The following is a 26,623-nucleotide window of genomic DNA, read 5'->3' as shown; positions in this document are numbered from 1 at the left end:
GGAGCCGTCTACTCGATTAGCGGTAGTGCTTATTCCGCTTTTTCTTCATTCGGCAGTATATATTTTTTGTAATAAACCATATACTGTTCCCAAATTCTACTCTCAATATCTAATAGTTTTTCTTTCAGTTCCTTAACGTCATCTTCTTCAAAATCTTCAAGTGCACGAATTAGAAAATTACTGGCTAGAGGTAAACAACAAAATGCGGGAATTAGTCCTGCAAAATGATTTTTATTGTCGTTATACCAATACAAACCATTGTGCATTGGATTAAAGCTTTTTGCTAAATGATATTTTGCGATAACTTGCCATTGTCCGTGTACAACACCAGAAGTTCGTTTGTATAGAAAATAGTATTGATTGTCTTTTCCCCAAACTTCTTCTGCCATTTGGTCAATTCGTAAATCAAAAATATCTCCACGTTCAGTTGCAACACTTATTTCTCTAACGCCAGCTTCTTTGATTGCATCTGCAACCATTTTTTCGGCTTCTTTTTTCATTTTATCATCAACTGCTTGTTCCGCAATTTTTTGACCGAAAAATTTATCCCTTCCAGTTGTAAAATCCCTAAATCTTTTGTGAAGTTCTAAATCTTTCCGTTTATAAAGCCAACTGCCAACAATGAATGATTCTAATGTTGTTCTAAAAACAATTTCGGCAATCTCGCCTTTGTGTGTTTTAACTAAATCTACAACATCGAATGTCAAATTACAGATTCGAGCAATGAAGCCCATATTTACTTCAGCGATAAATTTCGGGTAAATTGAAAGCAAATTCAGTTCTTTGAATTCTGAATACAATTGTTTCAGTTCATCAGTCAATTTTTCGATGTTCATTTCTTTATAGTGGTCTTCTTCCATTTTAGAATCGTCTGGTTTAGGCATTAATGGTGAACGCACATAATTATAGAGCCAAATTGATTCACATAATTCCAAATCTAAATATTCTGACTGTCCAATTGATGGTGGAAATAATGACATTACTCTAGACACATTCATTGGGTTCAATATTTCGTCAATTCCATTCCAGTTGAAAATTTGGAATGGGTCTTCTTGTCCGATGTGTTTGTATTGAACCATTAAGTATTTACATAAAATTGAAATATCTGAACGACCGTCTAGAATTTCCTTATATCCTAGAAATATAGGTTTTATGTCTGGTTTCAATTCATATTCAATTTTAAAGTCAAACAGTTCAGAGTAAAATCCTAATATTTGTTCAAATCCTTTTTTAAATGATGTTTTAAAAATTATATCTAGAAGTTCATTGTTTTCTTTTATCAGCTTTACAGTATGAGTAAGGTTAAAGTGAAATTTTCGCTCTAAATCAAATTTGTCATTTACATAATCTGCAATTTCAGCAAAGTCTTTTTTGACAGTCTCGTAGTCAAATTCATTAAGTGCAATTGAAATGTGTAGAAATTCGGGTAATCTTTCAGACCAGGAAAATGGCACAATCATTCCTGGATAAGGGTCAAATGCCTTTTGAAATTCGGTTCGTGTTTGTCGGATTCGACTTCTTTTCTTTTTTGCTGACATTTTATTTCGTAGTGATTTTTTTCCGCATTACCGCTAACGGCCCGGGACTAGGCCCTGCGGATGCGCAGCATACGCGTCAAGGGTCTGGGCTGCGCATCCGTGGGGCTTATCCCTTGTTGTGTTTCGTTTTCCTTCGGGAGGTCGTTACGGATTTCGGCCTTCGCTCCCTATATTTTTGCGCTGCCCTTCCCGGGCCGTTGTGGCGTATTGAGCGTACCGGGAATCGAAAAAAGGTATGGGGACGGAGTGTTGCCCGTCTTGCTTTTTTCGATGTAGGGACGCGGCCGAAGGCAATTCGCCACAACGGTCTCGTATAACCGTCAGTTACGGGATTAAAGTTACTAATTTTCGGTTAAGAACTGGTGTTAGCAATTCCGAGTGGATTCGGACGTAGTCGAATCCGCCGTAATTGCGGTTATACATTGTTGGCACCAGTTTTTTATTCATTTACATTAGTCCGCCATAAATGTTCGGATTAGTCAAAATATTGGTAATGATGTTAGTCAAAACATCTCCACCCATTTTTTTCAGTCGTTCTTTTATTTTGGAAGTTGTTTTTTCAGGTTCACGCTCATAGTTTTTTAGAATCTCTTTCAGCTCTTTGTATTCTTTTCCAGTTATCTCGTCTCTAACTGCTTCTGTAAAAAGATTTAGAACTATCTGTTGAGTGTTATTAATCGTGATGTTTGTATTTCCAGAACTTTTTTCGTTTTCTTTTACAGGTTCTTCGGGCATTAATTTAATTGCTCGTAAGATTCCCATCATTTTTTGATGATTGTCTGGACTTATCTTTTTTGTGTTTTCTTTGAAATCCTCTAAATCACTTGGAAAATATGTTTTAATAAATCTTTGAGATGAAGATTGCCAGTTTTGATATTCGACTTTTTCACTCGTTCTATACACAGAATAAGTTCTGATGACTCCACTTCCAGGTGGAACATAACTAATGGTGTTAGTCAATTTTTCTCCTTGTGAAATTAAGTCATCTAATAATTTATTTTTCTCCATTAATTTTCTCGGTATTCGTGATTTTCAAATTGGTGCCAACGGCAGTCTGTCTCAAAACCACCTTTTATTTTGAATAAATTTACACAATTTGGGATATACGAGATATGGGCCTGAAAGATGGGGGGATTTTCATAAATTCGGATATATGGGACAAGACCCCATCTTTCAGCCTTTTAACGGTTAGAAGGGACGTTTTTAAGATGTTCGTTCGGTGATTTTCCCTGATTTCGGGCTTCCAACCTAATTTGATAAGTCTTTTTAAATTATACGCCAATGCAATAAGCCCAAAGTCTGCACCGGCCGCAGGGATTCCCTTTTTGGTGATGATGTGGTCAAAGCCCCATTGCCTTTTTATGGTACCGAAAGGATGTTCGACAAGGGCCTGCCGTTTTTTGTAAACATCTGGTCGCTCCTCTACCCTACGGGCGTTACGTTCGATAAACGTCGTGAATTCGCTGCGCTGCAATATCTTTCCATTTTGCTTTGCCGATGTGCATCGGTTGCGCACCGGGCAATTTTTGCACGCTTTCGTTTTGTATTGTTTGAACCGATAGTTGCGTGCCCTGTACCAGTTTCCGTTACTGGTAAGCTCATGGCGCTGTGGGCAGCGATAGCTGTCCCGTTGTGGGTCGTAGTTGAAATGTTCGGCATTATATGCCGGGTCCGGTGCCTGGCTGGCACGGCCGATACCGGGCACGGCCACCAGGGTGTCGATGCCAAGATCGCTCGCTACCTTGAACTCGCTTCCGGTATGGTAGCCTTTGTCATATAATGCGGTAAAGGTATTGGTGCCCAAAATGGCCTTTGCCCTTCTGAGCATACCGCCCATGGCCTTTTTGTCGTTTTGGTTGGTGATCTTGTAATCGATCAGGAGCTTATGGTCGGCATCCACCGTTGTCTGTGCGGTATAACAGACTTCCGTTATGGTGCCCCTGACGATCTGGTGGCGGCTATCGGGATCGCTTGTGGATATCTGTGGGTTTTCCGTGGAGGTGTCCGCCCGTAGTTCCTCTAGGATACGGAGATATCTTTCCCGTTGTCGTTCCCTGTTTTCTGCCAGTTTACGGATATCCTCCTTTCGGTCGCCGTCCGCCTCGGCCAGCTCCTGTTGGTGTTCTTCGAGCTTTTTATCGATGTATTCCAGGTGGCGTGCGACCTTCTTTAGGTTAAAGTTGTTCTTTTTGCTGTTCTGCGCCCTGAGTTTGGTGGAATCTCCGGCAATGAGGATTGCGCCGATCAGCTCGTGGTTCCTGGCTATGGACACCGTGGCTCGGAACACCCGTTTTATCGCCTTGGGATTGTCCTTTCTAAAACGGGCAATAGTATTATGGTCCGGTTTTAGGTTGCCGAGCAGCCACATCAGTTCGATGTTGCGGGCACACTCCAACTCTAAATTTCTAGACGAACGTATCCGGTTCAAATACCCATAGATGTAAAGCTTCAAGAGATCGGCGGGGTCATAGGGCGGACGCCCTTGCGATGCCATGGGCCCAAACCCTAAGGCCTGTAGGTCCAGACCGTCCACAAAACGGTCAATGGTGCGTGCTGAATTTTCCTCGCCGATCATATCGTCCAAACAAGTGGTGTAGAGGGTAAGCTGGGTACGGGATTGTTTCTGTTGATACTCCATACTTAAAGATAAGGAATATCGAACCTTGCGAGGTAAAGCTATCTTTAAGTATTGAGACAGTCTGACGGCTCCGTATATGAAAAGTAGCGCTGAAAATAGGCGATAACTTTTCGGATTAAACACAAGCCGAATTTTTAAATTTTACTATTTATCTTTTTTATTGGAAATCGTCAAATTTAAAAATTTGGCGACTTTCCAAAAATGCTCAAACCTTTGTGTTAGCAACTGCTCGCGCTATTTTTTATATACATTGTTACAGAGCGTTATTTTTTCCACCGTTTAATAGTCCATTTAGCTAATAAATTAGCCCTTTCTAGAATACTATCTTTATTCCATACTTGCCATTCTTCTGCAAGATTTCTAGCTGTAATAAACATTGATTCTTTTGAATATCTAGGTCGTTTTTTGTCAAATAAATCTCTTTGAACATTTTTATTTAACTCCCCAGACAGAGGTATTAGGTTTGCTAAGGTGTCTTTTAATTCCTTGTGTTCTTCTTTAGTAATTAGTTTAGACCAATTATCTCCATCAATCCAAGTTTGTGGCATAATATGTTCTATAGTAAAATCTTCCTTAGGCGTATCTCCTTGAATTGACTTGTCAAATTCTCTAATGATATATTGAGTTATTCTCGCTTTATATAGTGACCTTGATTTTATAGCTTCAATGACTTCCTTATCGGTTGGATTTTGTACTGTAGAATGTGTTTCTATTTGATTTTTCAAAGCTTCTACTGTAGGATTTGATTTTATGTCATTCCAAACACCTTTAAAAACAGCGTGCAGACCTGTCGGTTCGTAACCTACTATTGCTCTTCTTACAAGGAAAGATTCTAAAAATTCAAGAAGTTTAAGTCCTTTTTTCAAGTCTAAACCTTCATTTTTAATTCCATTTAAAATATTCATAATAAATGGATAAGTTGCCGATGGAACACGAATTGAATGTAGTTGTATAATCTGGTCATTAAGCTTTTTATAATTATACGATGGATGACCTGTTACAATTGCTAAATATGCTTCTTGAAATGGACGCATATGATTAATAATTTCAATTGGCTCTAGACCTTTCCATATACTTCTTAATTCTGAAAATAATTCAGATTTTTTTATCGAGGAATTATGGATTAATGTATACGGAAAAAAGAAACCTTCTTCTCTATTTTCGAAATTGGATTCAAATGGTCCCCATTCTGTTTCGTAAATATTTAGTGATTTTTCCGGGTCCTGACTTATTCGTGAAAAAATTTCATTACGAACTAAATCTATTACGCCAACTTTAACTCCTCTATAATTTAATCTTTCGAATATTTTCGTCGCAACAACTGCATCAGTTAATTTTAAATGAACAAAAGTCAGTTTCCTGGTAATAACCGATAATGTTTCTTGCAGGTAATTAATAGCATTTTCAGGTTCTGCAGGTGTATGTTTTTTTAGCCAGGAAATGATTCTAGCATATTGTTTAGTTAAACTACCAGATGAATTTCCAGAAGGTAATGGCGGAATGGGTGGATTATCTTTTAGTGTTTCTTGTAAATGTTCGGGTGTATTAATTCTATCCCATAAGGCTCTAAACTGACTCCTATCTCTAAATGAGGGAATAATTCGAGTATTTACACTTAATCCTCTTCGTTGTGGTAAAAGAAGAAATTCTTGAATAATTTCTGAGGCTGATTCTTTGTCATAGAAATGTATTCTTTCAGCTATTGCTAAAATAAAAACATAAATTGTTAAGAGCCTTTGTTGACCATCAACAATATCCATTGACCTTAATCTTCCGACAATTTTATTGTCTCGAGGTCTTTCATATGAAACTATAGCTCCTAAAAACTGTGAATTCTCAACTGACTCTTGAATCAATTGGATGTCGTGAATCAAGAAATCAAATTCTTTTTGTTTCCATACATACTCACGTTGAAAAATTGGAATATGTATTTGGTCAGAATCTCTTAGTAGGTCTTCTAGATTTTGTTCATCTTGACTGTCAGTAATCCAAATTTTCATATTTAAAAGTTCTTGATTGCGGGTTTTTTTCTAATGCTCTGTAACGGTTTAGCTATGAACAGTACGGGAGCAAATTAGTGTTTACTTTCCGCCACGACATAGCGAAATCTTATTGTTTTGATTTATTTTTTCCTGTCCAGAGCAAAATCCATAAGATTTTGCGGTCTTCGTAAAAATGCGCAAACCTTTCGTTAAAGCCCGAAGCCCGTATTGTTTATAGGTTTTGTTGTACAACGTTTTTATTTTTTTCAATCTCCTTTTTTATACTTCCGTCAGGAAAGTAATAAGTCCATACACCACTTTTTTTTCCATTTGTATATCTCCCTTTCTTAAATAGATATCTTTTACCGGTATTTTTTGAAATTTTATATTCTCTTAATTCCTGAATAAACGTTGATTCTGCTTTGTCTTCTAGTAATTCCTTCAAATTTTTCGCACTATTGTCCAGAAGAATTGTTTCATGTACGGTAGTTAAAACCCCATTTTTGTCATAAAACTCATGCATTAATACATTTCCATAAATATCGTAAGTAGAAACATTTTTGCATCCATCTTTATAGTAACCTATATGTTGTCCAGTCAAAAAAGCGTACTCCTTATTTTGGTATTTATAATAAGTTGTAGTTCCGCAATATTTAGGTTTGCCATTTTTGTAGTTTGTTTTAGTTGTTTTGCAATCAATTTTCTCCAAACCCTTATGCAAATCGTTATATCTCTTAGGAATTTGTCCAAATGAGAGAATAGGCAATATGATTAATAAAAGGATTATTTTAATGTTCATGCGAAATGTTGTACAACGGCCCGGGACTAGGCCCTGCGGATGCGCAGCATACGCGTAAAGGGTCTGGGCTGCGCATTTGTGGGGCTTATCCCTTGTTGTGTTTCGTTTTCCTTCGGGAGGTCTCTACGGTTCTCGGAGGTCGCTCCCTATATTTTTGCGCTGCCCTTCCCGGGCCGTTGTGGCGTATTGAGCGCACCGGGAATCGAAAAAAGGTATGGGAACTGAGTGTTGCCCGTCTTGCTTTTTTCGATGTAGGGACGCGGCCGAAGGCAATTCGCCACAACGGTTGGGCTAAGCGTAGTGCGGAAATAAGGGAACCTTTCGTTTCCGTCTTAGCACGAAGCTAAAGCTTATTGTTTAGTTTTATTTTTTCTTGTCCAAAGCTAAATCCATAAGATTTAGCGACTTCATAAATATACACAGACCTTTCGGTTTTGCCCTAAAGTCCGCATTACGTTTAGGCTTTGTTACCACCAGTTTTTTTTACGTTTTGAAATAGAATACGTTGAAAATAGATGTAGATGTACTTTCCTCAGTATTGAATCTATTTAATTGCATTTTATAAAAGGCTTTTTCAGGAACTTGAGTTTTTTCAAATCTTATGTACGTAAAACCATCTTGGTCAATTCTAGTTGTATTTCGGATTATAGTGTAATTTCCATTTTCTAGACTATACATCCAAAGAGTTGACCATTCTTTGTCTGGATTACTACGATAGACAAAATAATAATATTGTGAATCTTCCTTTAATGATGGAATGTCGGTGAAGCCAACATGAAACCAAACGGGTTTTATAAATTTTGAGTTATTAAATTCACTTAATGACAATGGTTTTTCCAATAATTGCCATTTTTCCTGCTCAGGAAAATGAGTTATTATAGCTAGCTCTGGTTTCATATCAAAATAGAAATTTGAAACAGAAGAGTCTTGCGAAGTGCCCCAAGTCGAATCTAATATAATCCATGTGCCATCTAATTTAATCACGTTCCAAGCGTGTCTTGAATCATCATCTAATTCCAACTCAACATAGTGATTACGCTCGTCCCTTATGTATCCAGTTACTACATAAACTTCAATGCCCATTTGGTCCATGAACCATTTGTAAAGTTGAGCATATCCTGCACAAACACCTTTTCTAGTTTCAAATACATTTTCAATTGACTGAAGGTTGTTAAATTCTTCATTTGATATTTCTCCGTTCAGTACATTTTGTAATGTAATCTCATCATACTGAATATTTGAGCCAACCCAATAGTAGAAGAACTTTGCTAAGTCCTTTTTCTTATTGATATTTTGTTTCGCAAAATCGGTCAACTCCGACATGCTATAGTTTACAGAACTTGCTTTTTTAACTAATGACTCGATAGAATCATTTTGTGAAAAAGCCGAAATGCCTATAAAAAGGAAGATAATTGTTATGTGAAATATTTTTTTCAAATTGGTGGTAACGGCCCGGGACTAGGCCCTGCGGATGCGCAGCATACGCGTTAAGGGTCTGGGCTGCGCATCCGTGGGGCTTATCCCTTGTTGTGTTTCGTTTTCCTTCGGGAGGTCTCTACGGTTCTCGGAGGTCGCTCCCTATATTTTTGCGCTGCCCTTCCCGGGCCGTTGTGGCGTATTGAGCGTACCGGGAATCGAAAAAAGGTATGGGGACGGAGTGTTGCCCGTCTTGCTTTTTTCGATGTAGGGACGCGGCCGAAGGCAATTCGCCACAACGTGTTTGTGTATGAGCAGTAGCGGATTATGTGCGACAGCCTTTCAATTAGCAATATACTTTATTAAAATGAAAAACGGTTTAAGTAATTACCTAAACCGCTATTGCTTATACACGTTGTTGGCAGCTGGGTTTTTTTACGTCATTATTCGTGTTCAAAAAATCGCTTGTTCATTGTTGAAATTACATTTTCTATTCCATCTTTTCTCAGCCATTCATATTCTACTGTTGAAAGATTGCCAGCTGTGTAGTGTAATTTCTTTTTGTTGTCTGTCGCAGCTTGGAAAACTACATTGGCAATGGTTTCAGGTGTATCTTTTTTTGCATTTGAATCTGCTTTCATTGCCGTGATGTATTGATTAAAAACTTCCTGATAATTTTGATGAGAAACCATTTGTGCATTATTTCCAAAGTTAGTTTGCATATAAGCAGGAACAATTGTTTTGATATTGATTCCAAACTCATTTAGTTCATAGCTCATTCCTTCCGTCCACGTTTCCAATGCTGATTTTGTTGCTGCATAAACTGCAACAAACGGATAAGGAATATTAGCGGTTGAAGATGTAACAGTAATAATCGTTCCGCCTTTTCTTGCTCTGAAGTAAGGAAGAAATGATTTTGTAACGAGTATTGTTCCTAAGAAATTAGTGTTGATCTGTCTTGTTAATTGTTCATCGCTAGTCCCCTCAAAAGCTCCCATAAGTCCATACGCTGCATTATTGAATAATACATCTACAGGACTTATTTTTTCTGCTTCAGAAGCTACTTGAGCAATTTGCTTAGCATTATTGATGTCCAACTTCAAAAGATGAATGTTTAGTAACTCAGTAAGTTCTGTTTCTTTTTCGGGATTACGCATTGTAGCAATTACCGTCCAACCATTTGCCGCAAATAATTTGGCAGTTGCTTTTCCTAATCCTGATGATGCACCTGTAATAAAAATTGTTTTGTCCATTTTCTTTATTTTTTAATATAAATTGATGATACAAAAGTGCACAGATTAAAAATGAACCTGTTTACCATATGGTAAAATCAGTTTAGCGAATATTTCTTCTTATTCTACTCAACGACTGTTGTGTGATTCCCAAATATGAAGCGATGTATGATAAGGGAATGCGATTTACAAGTGTTGGATATTTTTCCATAAATTCCAGATAACGTGTCGTTGCATCTTGTGAAACTAACGGACTTACTCGTTCCAATTTTTGCGCAAGTGATTTATTCGTAATCTTTTGAATAATATGTTCCCAATCAATTATAGTTTCAGAAATTTCTTTCCAATCTTTGTTAGAAAATACAAGTAGCTTACAATCTGTTGCAGCCTGTATATATTCCGTTGAAGGTGCATTATTTAAGTTGAAAATAAGATGGTTTTCTTCAATGAAAATTTTAGTGATTTCTTCACCTTTGTTGTTGTAATAACAAATACGAAGAATACCCTCAATAATAAACCCGACTTGTTTCAAAACTTTTCCCGCTTCTGCAAAATAGTCGTCTTTGTTAAGTTCAATTTCTTTTGCTTTGCTTGTAAGCAAGTCAATTTGCTGTTTATTCAAATTACCATATTGCAAGATGTACTCTATAAATTCTTTCATTGTTGCAAAGTAATATATCCTTGTTTTGTGTCATTTACCATTTGGTAAAAAGTGTATTTCTGTCGTTTCCGCCTTGCTGCCAACGTTAAGTATAAGAAACGTAGGGCAGGTGATAAGCACTATCGTTTCGGTTTATAACCTAGCTAAATATAAATATTTTGCGTTTATCTTTTCTACTATAAACGCCAAATTTTATATTTAGTGGACTTTGTTAATAAGCCCAAACTTTCGGTTAAGCCACAAATGCCCTATGTTTTTTATATATTGTTATGTGCTGGCTTTTATTTCCGTTTTTAATTTATTTCCGTAATTCAAACTCTCAAAAAAACTTAATTGTCGTTCAAATAAATATCCATTTGCAATTAAATCCATATCATATTCAGATGTTTCAATATTCAATTCCATTTGGTCAATCGAATATTCGTGAAGCCTAAATCTAAAATATCTAGCGTATAATTTAGAAACTCCGAGTTTTAATAAAATCCACATTGGCGACAAGAAAAATGGGTCAATAATTTCTTCTCCACGTTTTAATGTAATTCCAATTATATTTTCATTCGGAATAGGTATTACAGTGAGTTTATTGGAATAGTTTGAACGTAATAAAATACCGCCAGTTCGCTTTTCAAAGTTACATTTTGATTCCAGTTTCAGAGATTCAGTTCCAGTATTTTTAGTTTTAAACGACTTTAAATAAAATCCAGTACTACCAATTGCTTTCGGTTTTCTCAAATCGATTTCAGCTGGTTTTCCTATTCGTTTTATTATTGGTTGTTCAGTCATATTATCAACTCCAATTTTCTATGATTGTTGCTATTTGGAAAACGGAAATCATTATATAAATTACGTAAAATATTAAAAAGTTGTACCATTTATAAAGTAGTTTATCCTCGTTCCCGTGATTGATACTCGTCGAAAAAGCTATTGCTATTCGACTACCAAAATGAAATATGAATAATGACGAACTGAATCCAAATAAAATTATAAATACTTTATTAGCAATTGCAAAATCAAGTGGGTTTAAAAAATGTAAAGTAACGATTAGTAATAAAAGTATAACAAATCCATTTTTTAATTTTGTTGCTATATTTATTTTCTTGGTCAGTTTTTCAAAAATCAGAACATTGAGAATAAGGAAAAATATGATGTAAAATACCTTCATTAATTTTTAGCAATATTTTTTTTTAGCTTGCACATAACGGTCTTGTATATGAAAAGTAGCGGGTTTTAGGCACAAACTTTTCAGTCTATTATTGTCTTTAATTTATTGCTTTCTTCTCGGTTTTGGACGGTTTCCGCTATTTTTTATATACGGTGTTGTAGGGCGTTTTTTTCCGATATCAAAGTAACTATATAATATTTGGTCTAAAAATGTTCTAATTATTTTACTTGGATTTTCCCGTATGGTAATAATTGAAGCTCTATTATTGTCACCTTTCTTTTTTGGGTCCCATTTTAAATTATGAACACCAAAAGATAATTGGTCACCCCAAGTTCCAACATTAACTAATTCTACACTTCTTTCCATTCTATATGACCTTTGGTCTTTTCTGGCGGTTACAAAAAGTTTAATTTGAGGTTTATCTTCTTTTTTAGGTTTGCTTTTGGAAAAATTTACTTTGGATGAGAATTTAAACCTTTCAAAATAAAAGACAAAACCCATACTTTTTTCATTCGTTTTATTATAAATAGAAATTACAATATACCAAGTGTTAGAAACTTTTCTATCTTCAATAATATCTAAATATTGACTGTAAGAAAGAATATCATATTCTTTCTTATAAAATGTAAGTTGTGGTAATAATTCTTCAAGTTCTTTAATGTTTTCAAAAAGTAAAGCTTTAAAAACATTTAATTGGCTTTTCCAAACCTCATATTGATATGAATAAGTTTCTTTTGCTTTTTCGTAACTATCATCACCAAGTTGTTTATATCTTGCTTTCCAAGTTTTTTGTCTATCATATTCATTTAAAAACTCCTCATAAATATTAACTGTTTGTCTTAATTTGTCTGAAAACAATTCAACTAAACACGTAATATCACCATTGTCAGCATCAATTAATGAATTATAGTAATTGTCTCTATCTGATATTTTAATTACAATTTCAGGATAGCCTTTTTGCAATAGGAAAAAGTTAGTAAACAATCTTGAAACTCTTCCATTTCCATCGCTAAAAGGATGAATCCAAGCAAGCCAATGATGTAAAATAGAACACATTATGATTGGGTCATATTTGTGCATATTCCTATTCATCCATTTGAATAACTCATCAACCTCTGGCTCAACATCTGCCCAATAAATCGGTTTATGTTCAGCGTTTTTTATGGTTACTTCTTCTTTACGGAAACTACCACCTTGTATATTAGGTACATTTTCCATTATTAGACTATGCAATTCAAGAAGAGTTCTTTTAGATAAAGGCTCTCTACCATCAATTAAACGATAAAGATATTCAGTTGCATTGGCTAAAGAACGAGCTTCAATCTCGTCTTTTAATGGTCTTTCATTTATGACCATTCCATCAAGGATAATTTCTGTTTCTCTTAATGATAATTTATTCCCTTCTATCGCATTTGAATTGTAAACAGAAGAAATCAATAATTGCTTTTTTAGCTTATTCTCAAGTTCAGAATCTAATCCATTATCTCTTCGCTTATTTAAGTTGTCAATTATTTTTTCAATGTTCTTTAAACTTTCATTTAAGTCAAGGTTTGCGGATATGTTTGGAATTTTATAAATCATTAATTTCTTTATTATATTTTCAAATTCAGCAATATAAATATAGTGCTTTTCTCAAATGCCCTACAACGGCCCGGGACTAGGCCCTGCGGATGCGCAGCATACGCGTAAAGGGTCTGGGCTGCGCATTTGTGGGGCTTATCCCTTGTTGTGTTTCGTTTTCCTTCGGGAGGTCTCTACGGTTTTCGGAGGTCGCTCCCTATATTTTTGCGCTGCCCTTCCCGGGCCGTTGTGGCGTATTGAGCGTACCGGGAATCGAAAAAAGGTATGGGGTCGGAGTGTTGCCCGTCTTGCTTTTTTCGATGTAGGGACGCGGCCGAAGGCAATTCGCCACAACGTCTCGGCTATGGTTAGTACGGGATTAAAAAAGCGATTAATTTTCGATTAAGCACTTAGCCAAAACTTTTTATTTTGTTTTATCTTTTTCTTTATAAAGCCAAATCAAAAAGATTTGGCGGACTTGGTTAAAAGTTCTAAACTTTGGGTTAAGCACCAAAACCCGTATTAACTATAGCCATTGTTACCTGCTGGCTTTTTTATCAGCTGTCATATTCCGCAAGTTCAATTTCGTCATCGCTTGGTAACCAACCATTATTTATTTTGTCAATCAATTCAGTTAGATGTTTCTTTACTTTTCTATCAGTAAAGTCAACACAAACTACTTTATCAATTTCAAAATTGTCATCGTGAGCTAAAGTTGTTGCAAACCAAAATCCTTCTCCAAAATTTTTATGAGCTGTGGTTACAGGTGAAAGTTCATAATCAAATTCCTTTTTGGTTCGCATTTCATAGTCAACTCCTCTCCAAGATATTTCTTCATCAAAATATTGTTCGGTCATATGTCCTAAATTTCCAGCACTACAAGTATAAGATACATTCTTATCCATACATATTTTTACAGCTGGCGGAACTAATTCCTCATCTTCTTTATTCGCAATTGTAAATGCGACCCAATCATTTTTCGGCAAAGAAGATTTCCATTCAGAGTTATTTCTAACCTGAACATAGTAAATTTTTCTTCTATTGACTCTGCCAATAACCTCCATCATTTATTTTCCTTTAATTCCGCTGTGATGGTGTTGGTGGCTTTGGCGGATTTGGTCTAGGGTTTGTTGAAGGTGGTGAGCCTTTAACTTTTCTTGGTGGCGGAGGCGGCGGTGGTGGCGGTGGTTTTTGTGACATAATTTTATTTTAAATATCCTATAATTCCTAGTACTATTAATAGAACTAAATTAATAAATAGAAAAGTTCTTGTAAGATAATATGCGTCGGCTCTCTTATCATTAATAACTTGATTTGTTTGAGTTGTACCGATATAATATTTCTTTAAGTTGAAAGTAAATTTTTGGCAAGTAAGATTTTTTGCGTCCTCACGCTTTTTCTTGAATGACTTTTTCTTACTGTATTTATAATAATATTTATATAATTCCTTTTCGTGTTGCTCTAATTCTCCAGTAAACGGCAGGTATTCATACTTTCTAGTAAAACCGTGAAACATAATTCCTAAAAACCAAATTGTAATGATTACGGTCAATGAAAAAAGTCCAAAAGCAATTATGAAAAACCAGTCTGTTTCAAAGCAAAATTTATCAATTCCATTGGGATAATACTTATTTAAACAATAAAGAGCAGAACCTATAAAAATTACAAGTAAAGTTGTCGGGTATTGAATAAGTCTATCATAAAATTTTCTCCTTTCGTGTTCAAAAAGATACTGGTCTTTGTATAATCCTATATTTTTAAATTCAGCTTCGGTCATTTTTTTCAGCTTGCAGGTAACGGCCCGGGACTAGGCCCTGCGGATGCGCAGCATACGCGTTAAGGGTCTGGGCTGCGCATTTGTGGGGCTTATCCCTTGTTGTGTTTCGTTTTCCTTCGGGAGGTCGTTACGGTTCTCGGCCGTCGCTCCCTATATTTTTGCGCTGCCCTTCCCGGGCCGTTGTGGCGTATTGAGCGCACCGGGAATCGAAAAAAGGTATGCGAACTGAGTGTTGCCCGTCTTGCTTTTTTCGATGTAGGGACGCGGCCGAAGGCAATTCGCCACAACTACTGGATATCCGCCATATGCCGCATATCCATCTTAATTTGGTTGTTTTTCAATACTTTTTTAGCGTCAAATAAGGCATAAAGCCTATTTGGCTTATTCCTTGTTTTAGACAAATAGCGCAGGTTAAACGGCATAGCAATTTTTTTTAACGTTTTACAAAAAGCGTTCATCCCTAGAAAACAGAATAGGTTATCCCTAACTTTTCGGGCATTGCCCAACGCAGTTTTCCTACCTCATTTTAAATATCGTTAAATAGCAGGCACATAAACAAGTGTTTTATTTACAATTGCGGTTATCTACGGTTTTACTCGTTAAAGTGTAAGAATTTACCGGTGATTCGTAAGTTATTTATCCAAGATGCTTTTCGTTTGCTACCGCTGTCTCCCAGGAAAACGATACGTTCACCAAGGGGTTCAGGGACCACGGTCACCAGAAAGTAGAAATACCGGGCAAGAAAGCATATCTGCACCGGGTGCCCCATACGCAGAGCTGCCTCTCGGCGATTGCCTATAACCTGAAAAAGTACCTAAAGTTCGAACGGTAACGTTCCAAAGGTGGAGCGGGACGGCCTGATTTGGTAACCTTGGTAAAAAGTGCGCTTCAACACTTGTTCAGGACTTACATAAAGCATCTAAATTTGGCACCTCCATTTTGACCCGACATAAAAAAAGCCCCTTAAAGAGGCTTAGATGAATCCATTCCGTGGAGAATCAACGGCTTGCGCAACGGTTACTAGTGTTGTAGGTAGGCTTTCATTTTTTTCAAAGTTCATTTCTATATTTTTCAGCATATTTACGATACAAATCTCGCATAGGTCCATCGGGATAATCTGAAAATTCACTATCAAGTTTATCCATTAACTTTTCAGAGCCTTTGTTTGAACTTTCAAAAAACCAACTGTCATTTTCAGGAAGTAATTCAATTGCCTGTTCTATGATTTTGGCAGATTTAATTGCTCCTATTTCATTTAGTGATTTTATTATTTGCTCTTTCTGTTCAGGAAACCACTCTTGTAAAAAACTTAATATACTATCCGCTTGACCTGCATTTTCCAAGTGCATGCACAGAAATAAATTTAGTTGTATTGGATTTAATGAATTTAGTTTTTTATCGTGTCTATTCTATTTACGAGTATTTCATGTAATGCAATAGAAAAGTCAGAATTGTCAGTTAAAGAGAATAGACTTTCTATATCTTCCTGTTGTACTATTTTGTCTCGCTTTCGTATTTCATTTTTCATTTCTTCAGTCATCCACGAAAGTCCGCTAAACGAGTCTTCTTCCATAATTCTATTTGATATTAGTTTTGCTTTTTTTTAGCTTACCTACAACAACAGTATAAACAAACTAAAGTACGTTTATGTCTATTTAAGCTGTAATTTACTTAAATCCCAAGTACTGTTGATGTTTATAGAAAAATAAGAATATAGTATACATATATTATGCTTTTACAAGCGCTTAAAAATGGCTTTGTGTTTGCAGAATAATTACTTATCGCAGAACTTATCTTAACAGCTAACAAAACTTAGGTCCCCCCTTTTTTTATATTTTTCACTGTACCGCGTTTCTCATGTATATATTTCTTAAACCCTTTTTAGAGTACTAAATTTGTGGTTTTATTACATGAAAAAACAGAAGGCATATGTCATTTTATAGTAAGGTATCGGATTTTGGTTCGCGGTTTATGGGCAAGCACACCCTATTTAAACATGGGTTTAACCTATCGCCAATGTACCGCAGAACTACCGCTAGGGTAAAACATGTTTCAGAAGACCTCAAAAAGGTTACGGTAAAACTCCCTATTAGCTATAAAAACAGGAATTACGTAAATACTATATTTGGGGGCAGTCTTTTTTCGGCGGTAGACCCCATACCTATGGTGCAGTTAATTCATATTTTGGGCAATGATTTTGTGGTGTGGGACAAATCTGCGGAGATAACTTTTAAAAGACCGGCAAAAGAGGACGTTTACGCAGATTTTGAATACGACCAAGAAGAAATAAATGAAATTAAAGCAAGGCTAGGGCAGGAAGAAGAAATAGATATTGTAAAGACAACCCGTTTAATGAATGCCGATCGTAATACTGTTTTCTGTGAAGTAAAGAAAACAATCTACGTAGCGAACAAGGAATATTACAAGAAGAAACGGGCACTGGCTACCGCTCAAAAACGGGAAGGAAAACAGTAGGCTGTTTTACCTAAGTTACGTTTGGTTTTTTCTGCTTCGCACCACGGTGTGCAAAAGGAGCATTAAGCTCCTTTCTCTGTTACTTTGGCCTGGTTTCCTTGCCAACCTTTATTGAATTGCACCATAAGTTCTTTTACAAGCTCAGGCTGCTCCTTTGCAATGTTCACGGTTTCGGACGGGTCTTTTTCATGGTCATAGAGTTCTATAAAAATAGGCTCTGCAGCGGCATCCGTATAATCTTTCCAAACAATAAACCGGTACTTTTGGGTACGCATAGAATAGCCCATGAGTCGGTTTTCAAATAGGTCGCGGTCCCATTTTTCGCCTTGTTGTTTTTTAATACGCTCCTCAACTTCTTCAATTAACGGTCCAAAAGAAGTTTCGCGCATTCCTTTGGATAAAGGGTTGGCCGCCCACTCGCGCAGTGCTGGTGTAGGAAACTGCGAAAAAACGGCTGTTTTCCATTCTTGTTCTGGATTGGAGAGTAATGGAACAAAGCTTTGACCTTCTAAAGTTTCGGGCTTTGAAATATCAGCAAGTTCGCAAAGGGTAGGATACATATCCACTAGCTCTACAAGGGCATCGGTAGATTTCCCTCTGGTTTCTTTTGCCATATCCGGAGTGCGTATAATTAACGGAACCCGTGTTGCAATTTCATAATTGGTGGCTTTCCCCCAAATACCCATATCGCCTAAATGCCAACCGTGGTCGCTCCACAAAATAACAATAGTGTTGTCCTTAATTCCAGCATCTTCCAATGCGGCAAGCATTTTACCAATTTGAGCATCTACATAGCTCACACAAGCTAAATAGGCATGCTTTAATTTTATGGCCTGCTCGGGAGATATATCGCCTTTTTTTGGAATTCCGGCCCTGGCCCTTAATTCAAACGAAGCATGCAGTCCCATAGTGGCACCGTCTTTGGGGGCTTTGTCCTGCTCGGCAAGTTTAATTTCCGCCTCATTGTACATATCCCAGTATTTTTTTGGGGCTATCCAATCCAAATGGGGTTTTTTCATGCCCATACCCAAGAAGAACGGTTTTTCGGGATTTTTTTCCAACATATCTTTCATAGTGGCAATGGCCAGATCGGTATTGAAACCGTCTTCGTAGGCATTGTCGGGAAAATCGGCAAATTCATAGGAAGGCCCTTTACCAAGTCCGTTTCTAAGCGCATTCTCACCGTATTTGGCTACCATGGCCACGCTATTTTCTTTTTGCATTTTAATGTTCTCGGGCAGTTTAAAACCGAATTTCACATCGCTTTTGTTAATGGCAACGGGCTGTCTGCTCCATGAAAGTTCTGGGTCGTTATATTTACCGTGATAGATTTTTCCGGTGTAAACGGTCTCATAACCATTGGCTTTAAAATGCTGGGGAAGGGTTTGTATATCCGGATTTTTATCCCTGAAATACGTAAAGTTTTCAATTACCTGAATGGTTTCGGGCCGGGCACCGGTCATTAAACTAGCTCTGGAAGGACTGCAAATGGCCTGTTGGCAATATGCATTATTAAAACGAAGACCTTCATGGGCAAGAGCATCTATATGTGGGGTAATGGCAATATCGGAACCGTACACGCCCAATTCCGGCCTAAGGTCATCTATGGCAAGAAACAGAATGTTAGGTTGTTTTGGTGTTTCTTTTGGTGCGGGAGTAGTAGAATTTTTGCAACCGAATAACAACCCAATACAGACAAGAGCAAGGATACGAATGTTCATTTTTAACGTGTTTTATAAAACGATTTTAAAGTGCCTAGTTCTTAAAGTCACGGAAGGGCACATACAACGGTCTACAAAGTAACCTTAAAATGGGGCGTGTGCGTTTTCGTATTTTAGCAAGGATCGGCACTATTTTAACCCTCTTGGCTAACAGGCGTAATTAGTAGGTTTTCACACCAGAAAGCGGTGTGTATTTTTAATTAGGGACTTATAAATTTTAAAATTAATTTACCTTTCATGAGAATTGGTTTATATTCAAAACATGCATAGCGTTTCTCGTTTTTTATTTCAATTTATAACGGTCTGTATTCTAGGTTTTTCTACAACGGTCTACGGGCAAGGTAAGGTTGGTAATTATGAAATTACTCATTTTCAACTGCCCATAGAAACGGAGGCCCAGGATATTTTGGAAGATCGTTACGGGTTTCTTTGGATAGCCTCTACCAATGGTTTATGGCGTTTTGATGGGGGTAATTTTAAGAATTATAGCAAAAATGAGCATGAGCAGACCAGTATCACGGACAATCATGTTTTTTGTTTGTTTGAAGATAGTGCGGGTGTTTTATGGGTGGGTACCTATGGTGGCGGTCTACTAAAATATGATAGGGAGTATGACCGGTTTCAGCGGTTTATACATGACGAAAATAACCCAGAAAGCCTCAGTTTTAATGAAGTTAGGGTAATTTATGAAACGACGGACAAAACTTTTTACATCGGGACGGATGGTGGCGGGTTAAATATCATGGACCGTGAGACCGGAACTTTTAAAAGGTTTCAATACAATGCACAGGACCCCAAGAGTATTAGCCATAATAACGTTCTGGATATACAGGAAACCCCGGATGGTCGCCTTTTTGTAGGTACCTGGATCGGGCTAAATATGTTCCATTCAAATACGGGGAAATTTACACGTTTGGTAAAAAATATAGCGGAGGGTTCCCATGCGTATCCCGTTTTGGGGTTTTATAATGATTTAATCGTTTCTAGCGGTAAGCTGTTTACCGTAGATAAAAAGAACCGGTTCCACAGATTGAGTTTAACCCAGGACTGGGTGAGTGCCATACAGCCGGATGACGTAGGTAACTGTTGGATAGCTCATGGGGGAGAAATAGCGATTATAGATGACCAATTTAAAACCCAGAAATTAATAGCGCTCAATGAGCGGTTCAAGGATGGGTCTTTCTATATACGGCAAATATTTCACAACCCGGCCAAGGAAGATTCTTGGGCCTTGGACGGTACGGGTCATTTTTTCCACATTAAAAAATCGGCGGTCATTTTTGAGCCGTTCATAGCACCTGGGGTTAGTGGTAAAATCCTAAAAACAAATAGTAACTACTGGGTGTTTGATAGGGGTGCCATTACCATCTATGACAAAGCTACTCACGAACAGGTTAAAGCGCTAAAGGGCTTTTACCATAGAACGTATATGAGTTCCTATGACAAGGAAACCGTTTGGGTGGCAGATACCAATTCCATCTATCAATTTACCGAAGAAGGGGAAACGCTGTCCAAAACCAGTAGAAAACCCGCCGAGCTTTTTGGTCTTTTGGAGACCAGTGCCGGACTGGTTTGGACAGGAGAGGTTTTGGGTGCGCGTATCTACGACCCCAAAACCGATGCCACCGTTTATTTTGACTGTGATCCCAATGACCCTAACGGTATCGGGTACTTTCACCGTGCCAATGAACTGTTCGAGGATTATAAAAATCAAATTTGGATCGGGACCAATGGTGATGGGGTAAAACGCTATCTACCGGAGAAAAATCAGTTTGTACACTACAGGCATGAGATTGGCAATACCGCAACGGTAAACAACAATTTTATAAATGTAATTTTTGAAGATGCAGACCGTACCCTTTGGGTGGGAACAAACTCGGGGCTTTGTAGTTATGATGCGCAAAAAGATCTTTTTATTCAGTATGATAATGCCCTCCTGAAAGATAGGATTATTAACAGCATTGAACAGGACGGCAAGGGCAACCTGTGGCTGGGTACAAGAAACGGACTTATAAAACTGGATGCGAAGAATAATGTGGTGCGTATTTTAAATGAGCAGGACGGACTCATTTCACAGAAAATCAATGTTTCTAGCGCGGTTACGGATAACGGGCATATGGTATTTTCCACCAACTCGGGCTTTATGACTTTTGACCCGGAAAGGGTAGTGCCCAGTACCAAGACACCATCGGTCTATATTTCTAAACTGTGGGTTAACAATGAACTGGTTACACCGGATAGCGATTACATAAAAAAAAGTATTGAGGTAGAGGATCATCTACAGTTATCCTATAAGGACCAAAAGATAGAACTGGGATTTCAAGCCATTCAGTACGAAAATACACAACGGTGCCAATATGCGTATATGCTGGAAGGTTTTGATAAGGACTGGACCATGGCCAATGGTACACGGGCAACCTATACCAACTTGCCCTCCGGGAACTATACCTTTTTGTTAAAAGCTACAAACGAAGACGGCGTCTGGACGGATAAATTAAAACGATTGCACATTGAAGTGACCCCTCCGTTTTGGGAGCGCCTGTGGGTTCAAATTCTAGCGGGAATTCTGGTGATTTTATTAGGGGTCTGGGCATTTCGCTACTTCTTGCTACGGGAAAGGACCCGGAACAAGTTTGAGATAGAGAAGCAACGCGTGTATCAATTTGAGGAGTTGGCACAGATGAAATTGCGGTTTTTTACCAATATCTCCCATGAGCTGCGTACACCCTTAACGCTCATTACCTCTCCGTTGGACAAGTACATACGTAAAGGCACCAAACCGGATACCAAGGTATTGCAGATGATGCACAGAAATAGTAACCGTCTGTTGGAGCTTGTCAATCAGATTCTGGATTTTAGAAAACTGGAAGGAAACCAACAATTGCGAATCAAGGCCCATGATGAACTATTGGTCTGTTCCAACATGTACACGGCCTATGAATATTGGGCAAAGGAGAAGAATATAAATTTTATATGCGATGCCCCGGAAACGGATTATACCCTTTATTTTGATGAGGATATTATTGAAAAAATGGTGAGTAACCTAGTTTCCAACGCGTTTAAGTTTACACCAAAAAACGGAAAAATCACCTTGAAGGCTTCGTACGTAAATCTTGAAATTGATACGGATGATAAAGTAAAGAACGGAAGCTTGTGTATAGAGGTCATAGACAACGGTTCGGGCATTCCGGCAAAGTACCAGAAAAAAGTTTTTGAACGGTTTTATCAGTTAGATGAGAACCCCAATAAAGGGTACAGTAGTGGTATTGGTCTTTCGCTGATTTCGGAATTGGTGAAATTGCACAGGGGGAGTATCGGCTTAAAGAGCGAAGAAGGTGTAGGTTCGCATTTTACCATCACCTTGCCTATAGGTTATAAAGATTATGAAACCGCCGTTGAAGAAAAAGCGGTTCCCATGGTAGAGAGTACAACGGGGGAAACCGTAGTGTTACTTATTGAGGATAATGAGGATATCAGAAATTACCTGACCACAGAGTTGTCCGACGATTATGTAATTCTTCAGGCAGATAATGGCAAGGATGGTTTTCAGTTGGCCTTGGAGCATATTCCGGATATTGTAATAAGTGATATTATGATGCCTTTGTTCGACGGAATTCAAGTGGCAAATCAATTAAAGGGAAATGAATTAACGGCCCATATCCCGTTGATGTTCTTGACTGCCAAAACGGGCTTGGAAAACAAATTGAAAGGTCTGGAAACGGGTGCCGAAGATTATATTGAGAAGCCTTTTAATGTTTCGGAGATTAAAATGAAAATCCAGAACCGTCTAAAAAGTAGGCATAGACTCATCAAAAAATATCAAAAAGAAGAGTTGTTCGTAGAACCTAGCTCGTCCGTAGATCAGTATTTGATAAAGGTGAACGAAGTCATTGATGCGCATCTGGAAAACTCGGATTTTTCAATCGATTATCTATGCGATGAATTGGCTATTGGCCGTTCACAATTGTACCGAAAAATTCAGGCCTTGACCGGTAAAACCATAATTGAATATATCAACACCTATAAATTATCCAAAGCCATGCCCATGCTTCAGGAAGGGAATCTAAGCATTAAGGAAATTGCGTTTAAAGTAGGGTACAATGACAACCGGTATTTTAGTAGAATTTTTAAAAAGGAGTTTGGCCACCCGCCATCTCATTACGTATCCAAGAAGTAGGTTAAGTGTATGTAATACACAAAAAATACACCTATTTGAGTAATAAGTCTACATTGTAAAAGAGGGAGTTAGGTATTTTTGAGAAGCATTTTGTATAACTGCACCAAAAATACTCAAATGAAAAACTCCAGACGAAACTTCATTAAACAGTCCGCTCTTGCAAGTGCCGCTGTAACCATACCCACTTATAGTTTTGGGATTATAAACAGGCCAAAATTATCCGATCAAATTATTGGTCATGGCAATTTTAAATATCGCGTTCATAAAGAATGGGGCAACCTAAATCCGGCAACCACTCCGGTGAAAAATTGCCATGAAATGGTAATGGACTCCAAAGGCAGATTAATCATGGTAACGGATGAAATAAAGAACAATGTTATTGTTTATGACAAGTCTGGAAAACTATTAAAAAGCTGGACCCATGATTTAAAATCCGCCCATGGTTTAACCCTGTCCAAAGAAGGGGAAGAGGATATGCTTTTTATTACCGATAATGATGGGGCTATCTTAAAAACTACGGTAAACGGCAAAGTACTTATGCAATTGCCAAATCCGCATGAGATAGGGGTATATGAAAAGGACCAAAAGTACCGTCCTACGGAAACTGCTGTTGGTCCTAACGGAGACATCTATGTTGCTGATGGGTATGGCTCCGATTTCATTTTGCAATACTCAAAAGATGGAGAGTTTATCAGAAAATTTGGGGGGCACGGTCTTGAGGACCATTTGTTCAGTACGGCCCACGGAGTTACGATAGATGACAGAGATCCCAACAATATCACCTTATTGTGTACCTCTAGAAAGCACAATTCGTTTAAACGCTATAGCCTGGACGGTAAATATCTGTCCAGTATTTTTCTGCCCGGGGCTTTTGTTTGTAGGCCGGTCATAGATGGTGAGAATTTGTACTCGGGCGTATGTTGGTCCAGACTTAAATATTTGGAGCAAACTCCGGATTCGGGTTTTGTTACCATTCTGGACAAAGACAATAAAGTAATCTCAAATCCCGGAGGTACTGCCCCTGTCTATAAGAAAGGGGAACTACAGCTTATGGTGCAAGAGGTGCCGTTGTTCAATCACTGTCATGATGTGTGTATTGATGATGATAAGAACATTTATGTCTGTCAGTGGAATGCCAATAAAACCTATCCTATAAAATTAGAAAGGGTATAGTTCATGAAAAAACAGGTTTTACAACTCCTAATTTTGGGCGTACTTCTGGTCTCTTGCAAGGACCAAGGGCAATATGCTTCCATTCCGCAGAAAAAAGTGCCGGATAGGGTAGACTATAATTTTGATGTGCGTCCTATCTTGTCGGACAAGTGTTTTAATTGCCACGGTCCCGATGCCAATAAAAGGTCTGCAGACCTGCGGCTAGATACTCCCGAAGGGGCGTATAAGGCATTAAAGGATTCGGAAAACGAGTTTGTTATTGTGCCTAGGAATATAGAAAAATCCATGGTGTATCAACGGATTACGACCAAAGATAGTTCCAACCTTATGCCACCGTTGGAATCCAATTTAAAGCTTTCAGATTACTAAATAAAGGTGTTGAAAAAGTGGATAGAGCAGGGAGCGGTCTATGACCCTCACTGGGCATTCATTCCGGTGAAAAAACCAAAAATTCCAAATACGGATTCAGATTGGGTGAATAATGAAATAGACCATTTTGTTTTGGATAAACTGAGTGAAGTAGGTCTTGAACCCAACGAAATTGCGGATAAGGAACGTCTGTTAAAAAGGGTTTCTTTGGATATTACAGGTTTGCCGCCCACTCCGGAAATGCGTAAAAAATTCATATCGGATAATGCTCCTGATGCTTATGGGAAAATAGTAGATGAGTTATTGTCCAGTCCTCATTATGGCGAGAAAATGGCCAGTCATTGGTTAGATGTGGCGCGCTATGCAGATTCGCACGGTTTCCAGAACGATCAGTTACGTACCATGTGGCCATGGCGGGATTGGGTAATCCATGCTTTTAACGAAAATTACAGCTACAAAAAGTTTGTAACCTACCAGTTGGCGGGAGACCTGATGCCCACTAAAAACATAGAGACCATTTTGGCAACCGGCTTCAACAGGAATCATAAAATAAACCAAGAGGCCGGTATTATTGAAGAGGAGTTTAGGATAGAAAATGTAACCGATCGAACCAATACTTTTGGGAAAGCTTTTTTAGGACTCACCTTGGAGTGTGCCAAGTGTCATGATCACAAGTACGATCCCATTTCGCAGAAAGACTACTTCAGCACCTTTGCCTTTTTTGATAAGGTGGTGCATAGACCAAAACCAATGGGCGAAGTATTGGCTGAGCCTCCATTAATTACACTTACGGATGAGGTTGTAGAAAAGGAGCTTCCGTTCGTGAACAAAAAGGAACCGGAAGATGTAGAGGTTATGGTTATAGAGGAGAAACCGGACATAAGAACTACGCATTTGCTAAATAGGGGTGTGTATGATGATAAAGGTGAAATTGTCCAGCCCAGCACACCGGAGTCGGTTTTAAAATTTGATACCCTGGTTTATGATCGTAACAGGCTTGGTCTTACCAAATGGCTTTTTGATGAAAAGAATCCATTAACGAGCCGTGTTTTTGTGAATAGGGTATGGCAAGAAATTTTTGGCGAAGGTATCGTTAGGTCTTCTGGAGATTTTGGTATGCAGGGAGACCTGCCCACGCACATAGGTTTATTAAATTGGCTTTCCGCAGATTTTATGGAGAACGATTGGGATATGAAACGTTTGGTGAAGCAAATAGTCATGTCATCTACCTACAGACAGTCTTCTGTGGTTGACGACAAAAAGCTGGGCATAGACCCGGATAACAGATACCTTTCGCACATGACGCGCTTACGGTTTAGCGCAGAAACCATTAGGGACCATGCATTGGCAACCAGCGGTTTATTAAATGATGAAATAGGAGGCCGTAGCGTAAAAGTATACCAGCCTGATGGTATTTGGGAAGCAGCCAGTTCAGGACGTGGTATTTTGGCCAATTATGTGCAAGATCATGGGAAGGACCTGTATAGAAGGGGAATTTATATTTTTATAAAACGGACAACCCTGCCACCGGTTCAACTGACTTTTGATGCGGCCACACGCGATCAATGCGAGGTAAAGAGGCAGTCAACCATGACTCCGCTCCAAGCACTCATAGCCTTGAACGACCCTACCATTCTTGAAGCGGCAAGAGTACTATCCGAAAGTTTAATACAGGAAAAAAGTACAGTAGATGAAAAAATAGAGAAAGCCTTTGAGCGCATTCTCTGTAGGAGTATAAAGCCCAAGGAAAAGGAAATGTTGGTAGAGTATTATCAAGATCAGGAAGAGGCATTTGCGAACGATACGCAGAAAGCAAAAGAATTTATTGAAGTTGGGGAGTACCCAATTTTAAAGGGTAGGGATGAGGTGAAAGTTGCCGCACTAATGCAGATTGTTCACACCATCTATAACCTGGAAGAAACCATAGTAAAAGGTTAACGTTC

The 26,623-nt window shown here is 38.1% G+C and carries 20 protein-coding genes; 5 read left to right on the top strand and 15 right to left on the bottom strand.

Annotated features, from left to right (window positions below):
• Window positions 1-29: 29 nt before the first annotated feature.
• The 14 genes from KO513_RS19020 to KO513_RS19685 all read right to left on the bottom strand — a co-directional run bounded on the left by KO513_RS19020 (window position 30) and on the right by KO513_RS19685 (window position 16,338).
• On the bottom strand, window positions 30-1,538 hold the full coding sequence (locus KO513_RS19020) for a DUF5677 domain-containing protein (protein WP_215914744.1): 1,509 nt from the start codon (window positions 1,536-1,538) through the stop codon (window positions 30-32).
• Between the two features lie 447 nt (window positions 1,539-1,985).
• Window positions 1,986-2,546, bottom strand: a complete 561-nt coding sequence (locus tag KO513_RS19015; RefSeq protein ID WP_215914743.1) for a hypothetical protein — start codon at window positions 2,544-2,546, stop codon at window positions 1,986-1,988.
• 79 nt (window positions 2,547-2,625) lie between these two features.
• Window positions 2,626-4,176, bottom strand: coding sequence for an IS1182 family transposase (locus KO513_RS19010; RefSeq protein WP_252735972.1), 1,551 nt, complete (start codon window positions 4,174-4,176; stop codon window positions 2,626-2,628).
• Window positions 4,177-4,439: 263 nt separating this feature from the next.
• Window positions 4,440-6,176, bottom strand: coding sequence for a DUF262 domain-containing protein (locus tag KO513_RS19005; RefSeq protein ID WP_215914742.1), 1,737 nt, complete (start codon window positions 6,174-6,176; stop codon window positions 4,440-4,442).
• A gap of 214 nt (window positions 6,177-6,390) precedes the next feature.
• Window positions 6,391-6,957, bottom strand: coding sequence for a hypothetical protein (locus tag KO513_RS19000; protein ID WP_215914741.1), 567 nt, complete (start codon window positions 6,955-6,957; stop codon window positions 6,391-6,393).
• A gap of 483 nt (window positions 6,958-7,440) precedes the next feature.
• Complete coding sequence (locus KO513_RS18995; protein ID WP_215914740.1) at window positions 7,441-8,280, bottom strand: transglutaminase domain-containing protein; 840 nt, start codon at window positions 8,278-8,280, stop codon at window positions 7,441-7,443.
• A 536-nt stretch (window positions 8,281-8,816) separates the two neighbouring features.
• On the bottom strand, window positions 8,817-9,626 hold the full coding sequence (locus KO513_RS18990; RefSeq protein WP_215914739.1) for an SDR family oxidoreductase: 810 nt from the start codon (window positions 9,624-9,626) through the stop codon (window positions 8,817-8,819).
• An 82-nt stretch (window positions 9,627-9,708) separates the two neighbouring features.
• Window positions 9,709-10,266, bottom strand: coding sequence for a Crp/Fnr family transcriptional regulator (locus KO513_RS18985; RefSeq protein WP_215914738.1), 558 nt, complete (start codon window positions 10,264-10,266; stop codon window positions 9,709-9,711).
• 267 nt (window positions 10,267-10,533) lie between these two features.
• The gene (locus tag KO513_RS18980) at window positions 10,534-11,049 is read right to left on the bottom strand and encodes a hypothetical protein (protein WP_215914737.1); all 516 of its coding nucleotides are present in this window, start codon (window positions 11,047-11,049) and stop codon (window positions 10,534-10,536) included.
• Between the two features lie 481 nt (window positions 11,050-11,530).
• On the bottom strand, window positions 11,531-13,009 hold the full coding sequence (locus tag KO513_RS18975) for a Fic family protein (protein ID WP_215914736.1): 1,479 nt from the start codon (window positions 13,007-13,009) through the stop codon (window positions 11,531-11,533).
• 536 nt (window positions 13,010-13,545) lie between these two features.
• Window positions 13,546-14,055: a hypothetical protein gene (locus KO513_RS18970; RefSeq protein WP_252735971.1), complete on the bottom strand. Its 510-nt coding sequence runs from the start codon at window positions 14,053-14,055 to the stop codon at window positions 13,546-13,548.
• A 137-nt stretch (window positions 14,056-14,192) separates the two neighbouring features.
• Window positions 14,193-14,765 (bottom strand): hypothetical protein, encoded by a 573-nt coding sequence (locus tag KO513_RS18965; RefSeq protein ID WP_215914735.1) that lies wholly within the window; start codon window positions 14,763-14,765, stop codon window positions 14,193-14,195.
• Between the two features lie 1,049 nt (window positions 14,766-15,814).
• A complete protein-coding gene (locus tag KO513_RS19690) occupies window positions 15,815-16,114 on the bottom strand; it encodes a DMP19 family protein (protein ID WP_252735969.1) in 300 nt (99 codons plus the stop codon).
• A gap of 38 nt (window positions 16,115-16,152) precedes the next feature.
• On the bottom strand, window positions 16,153-16,338 hold the full coding sequence (locus KO513_RS19685; RefSeq protein ID WP_252735968.1) for a hypothetical protein: 186 nt from the start codon (window positions 16,336-16,338) through the stop codon (window positions 16,153-16,155).
• 356 nt (window positions 16,339-16,694) lie between these two features.
• Between KO513_RS19685 and KO513_RS18955 the strand changes: the two genes are divergently transcribed.
• Window positions 16,695-17,240 (top strand): DUF4442 domain-containing protein, encoded by a 546-nt coding sequence (locus KO513_RS18955; protein WP_215914734.1) that lies wholly within the window; start codon window positions 16,695-16,697, stop codon window positions 17,238-17,240.
• Window positions 17,241-17,302: 62 nt separating this feature from the next.
• Here the strand turns inward: KO513_RS18955 and KO513_RS18950 are convergent, their stop codons facing one another.
• Window positions 17,303-18,961, bottom strand: coding sequence for a sulfatase (locus KO513_RS18950; RefSeq protein WP_215914733.1), 1,659 nt, complete (start codon window positions 18,959-18,961; stop codon window positions 17,303-17,305).
• 262 nt (window positions 18,962-19,223) lie between these two features.
• On the opposite strand from KO513_RS18950, the gene KO513_RS18945 reads away from it, so the two are divergent.
• The 4 genes from KO513_RS18945 (at window position 19,224) to KO513_RS18935 (ending at window position 26,618) form a co-directional block, all read left to right on the top strand.
• Window positions 19,224-23,138, top strand: coding sequence for a hybrid sensor histidine kinase/response regulator transcription factor (locus KO513_RS18945; protein WP_215914732.1), 3,915 nt, complete (start codon window positions 19,224-19,226; stop codon window positions 23,136-23,138).
• A gap of 117 nt (window positions 23,139-23,255) precedes the next feature.
• A complete protein-coding gene (locus tag KO513_RS18940) occupies window positions 23,256-24,311 on the top strand; it encodes a 6-bladed beta-propeller (RefSeq protein WP_215914731.1) in 1,056 nt (351 codons plus the stop codon).
• Window positions 24,312-24,314: 3 nt separating this feature from the next.
• Window positions 24,315-24,680 carry a c-type cytochrome domain-containing protein gene (locus tag KO513_RS19680; RefSeq protein ID WP_252735963.1) on the top strand — a complete coding sequence of 122 codons (366 nt, stop codon included), beginning with the start codon at window positions 24,315-24,317 and terminating at the stop codon, window positions 24,678-24,680.
• Between the two features lie 9 nt (window positions 24,681-24,689).
• A complete protein-coding gene (locus tag KO513_RS18935; protein ID WP_252735961.1) occupies window positions 24,690-26,618 on the top strand; it encodes a DUF1549 and DUF1553 domain-containing protein in 1,929 nt (642 codons plus the stop codon).
• Window positions 26,619-26,623 lie beyond the last annotated feature (5 nt).

Source organism: Zobellia sp. B3R18 (genome assembly GCF_018860715.1).
Taxonomy (GTDB): Bacteria; Bacteroidota; Bacteroidia; order Flavobacteriales; family Flavobacteriaceae; genus Zobellia; species Zobellia russellii.
The sequence above is the reverse complement of the archived record's forward strand: the minus strand, read 5'-3'. Positions and strand labels throughout refer to the sequence as shown.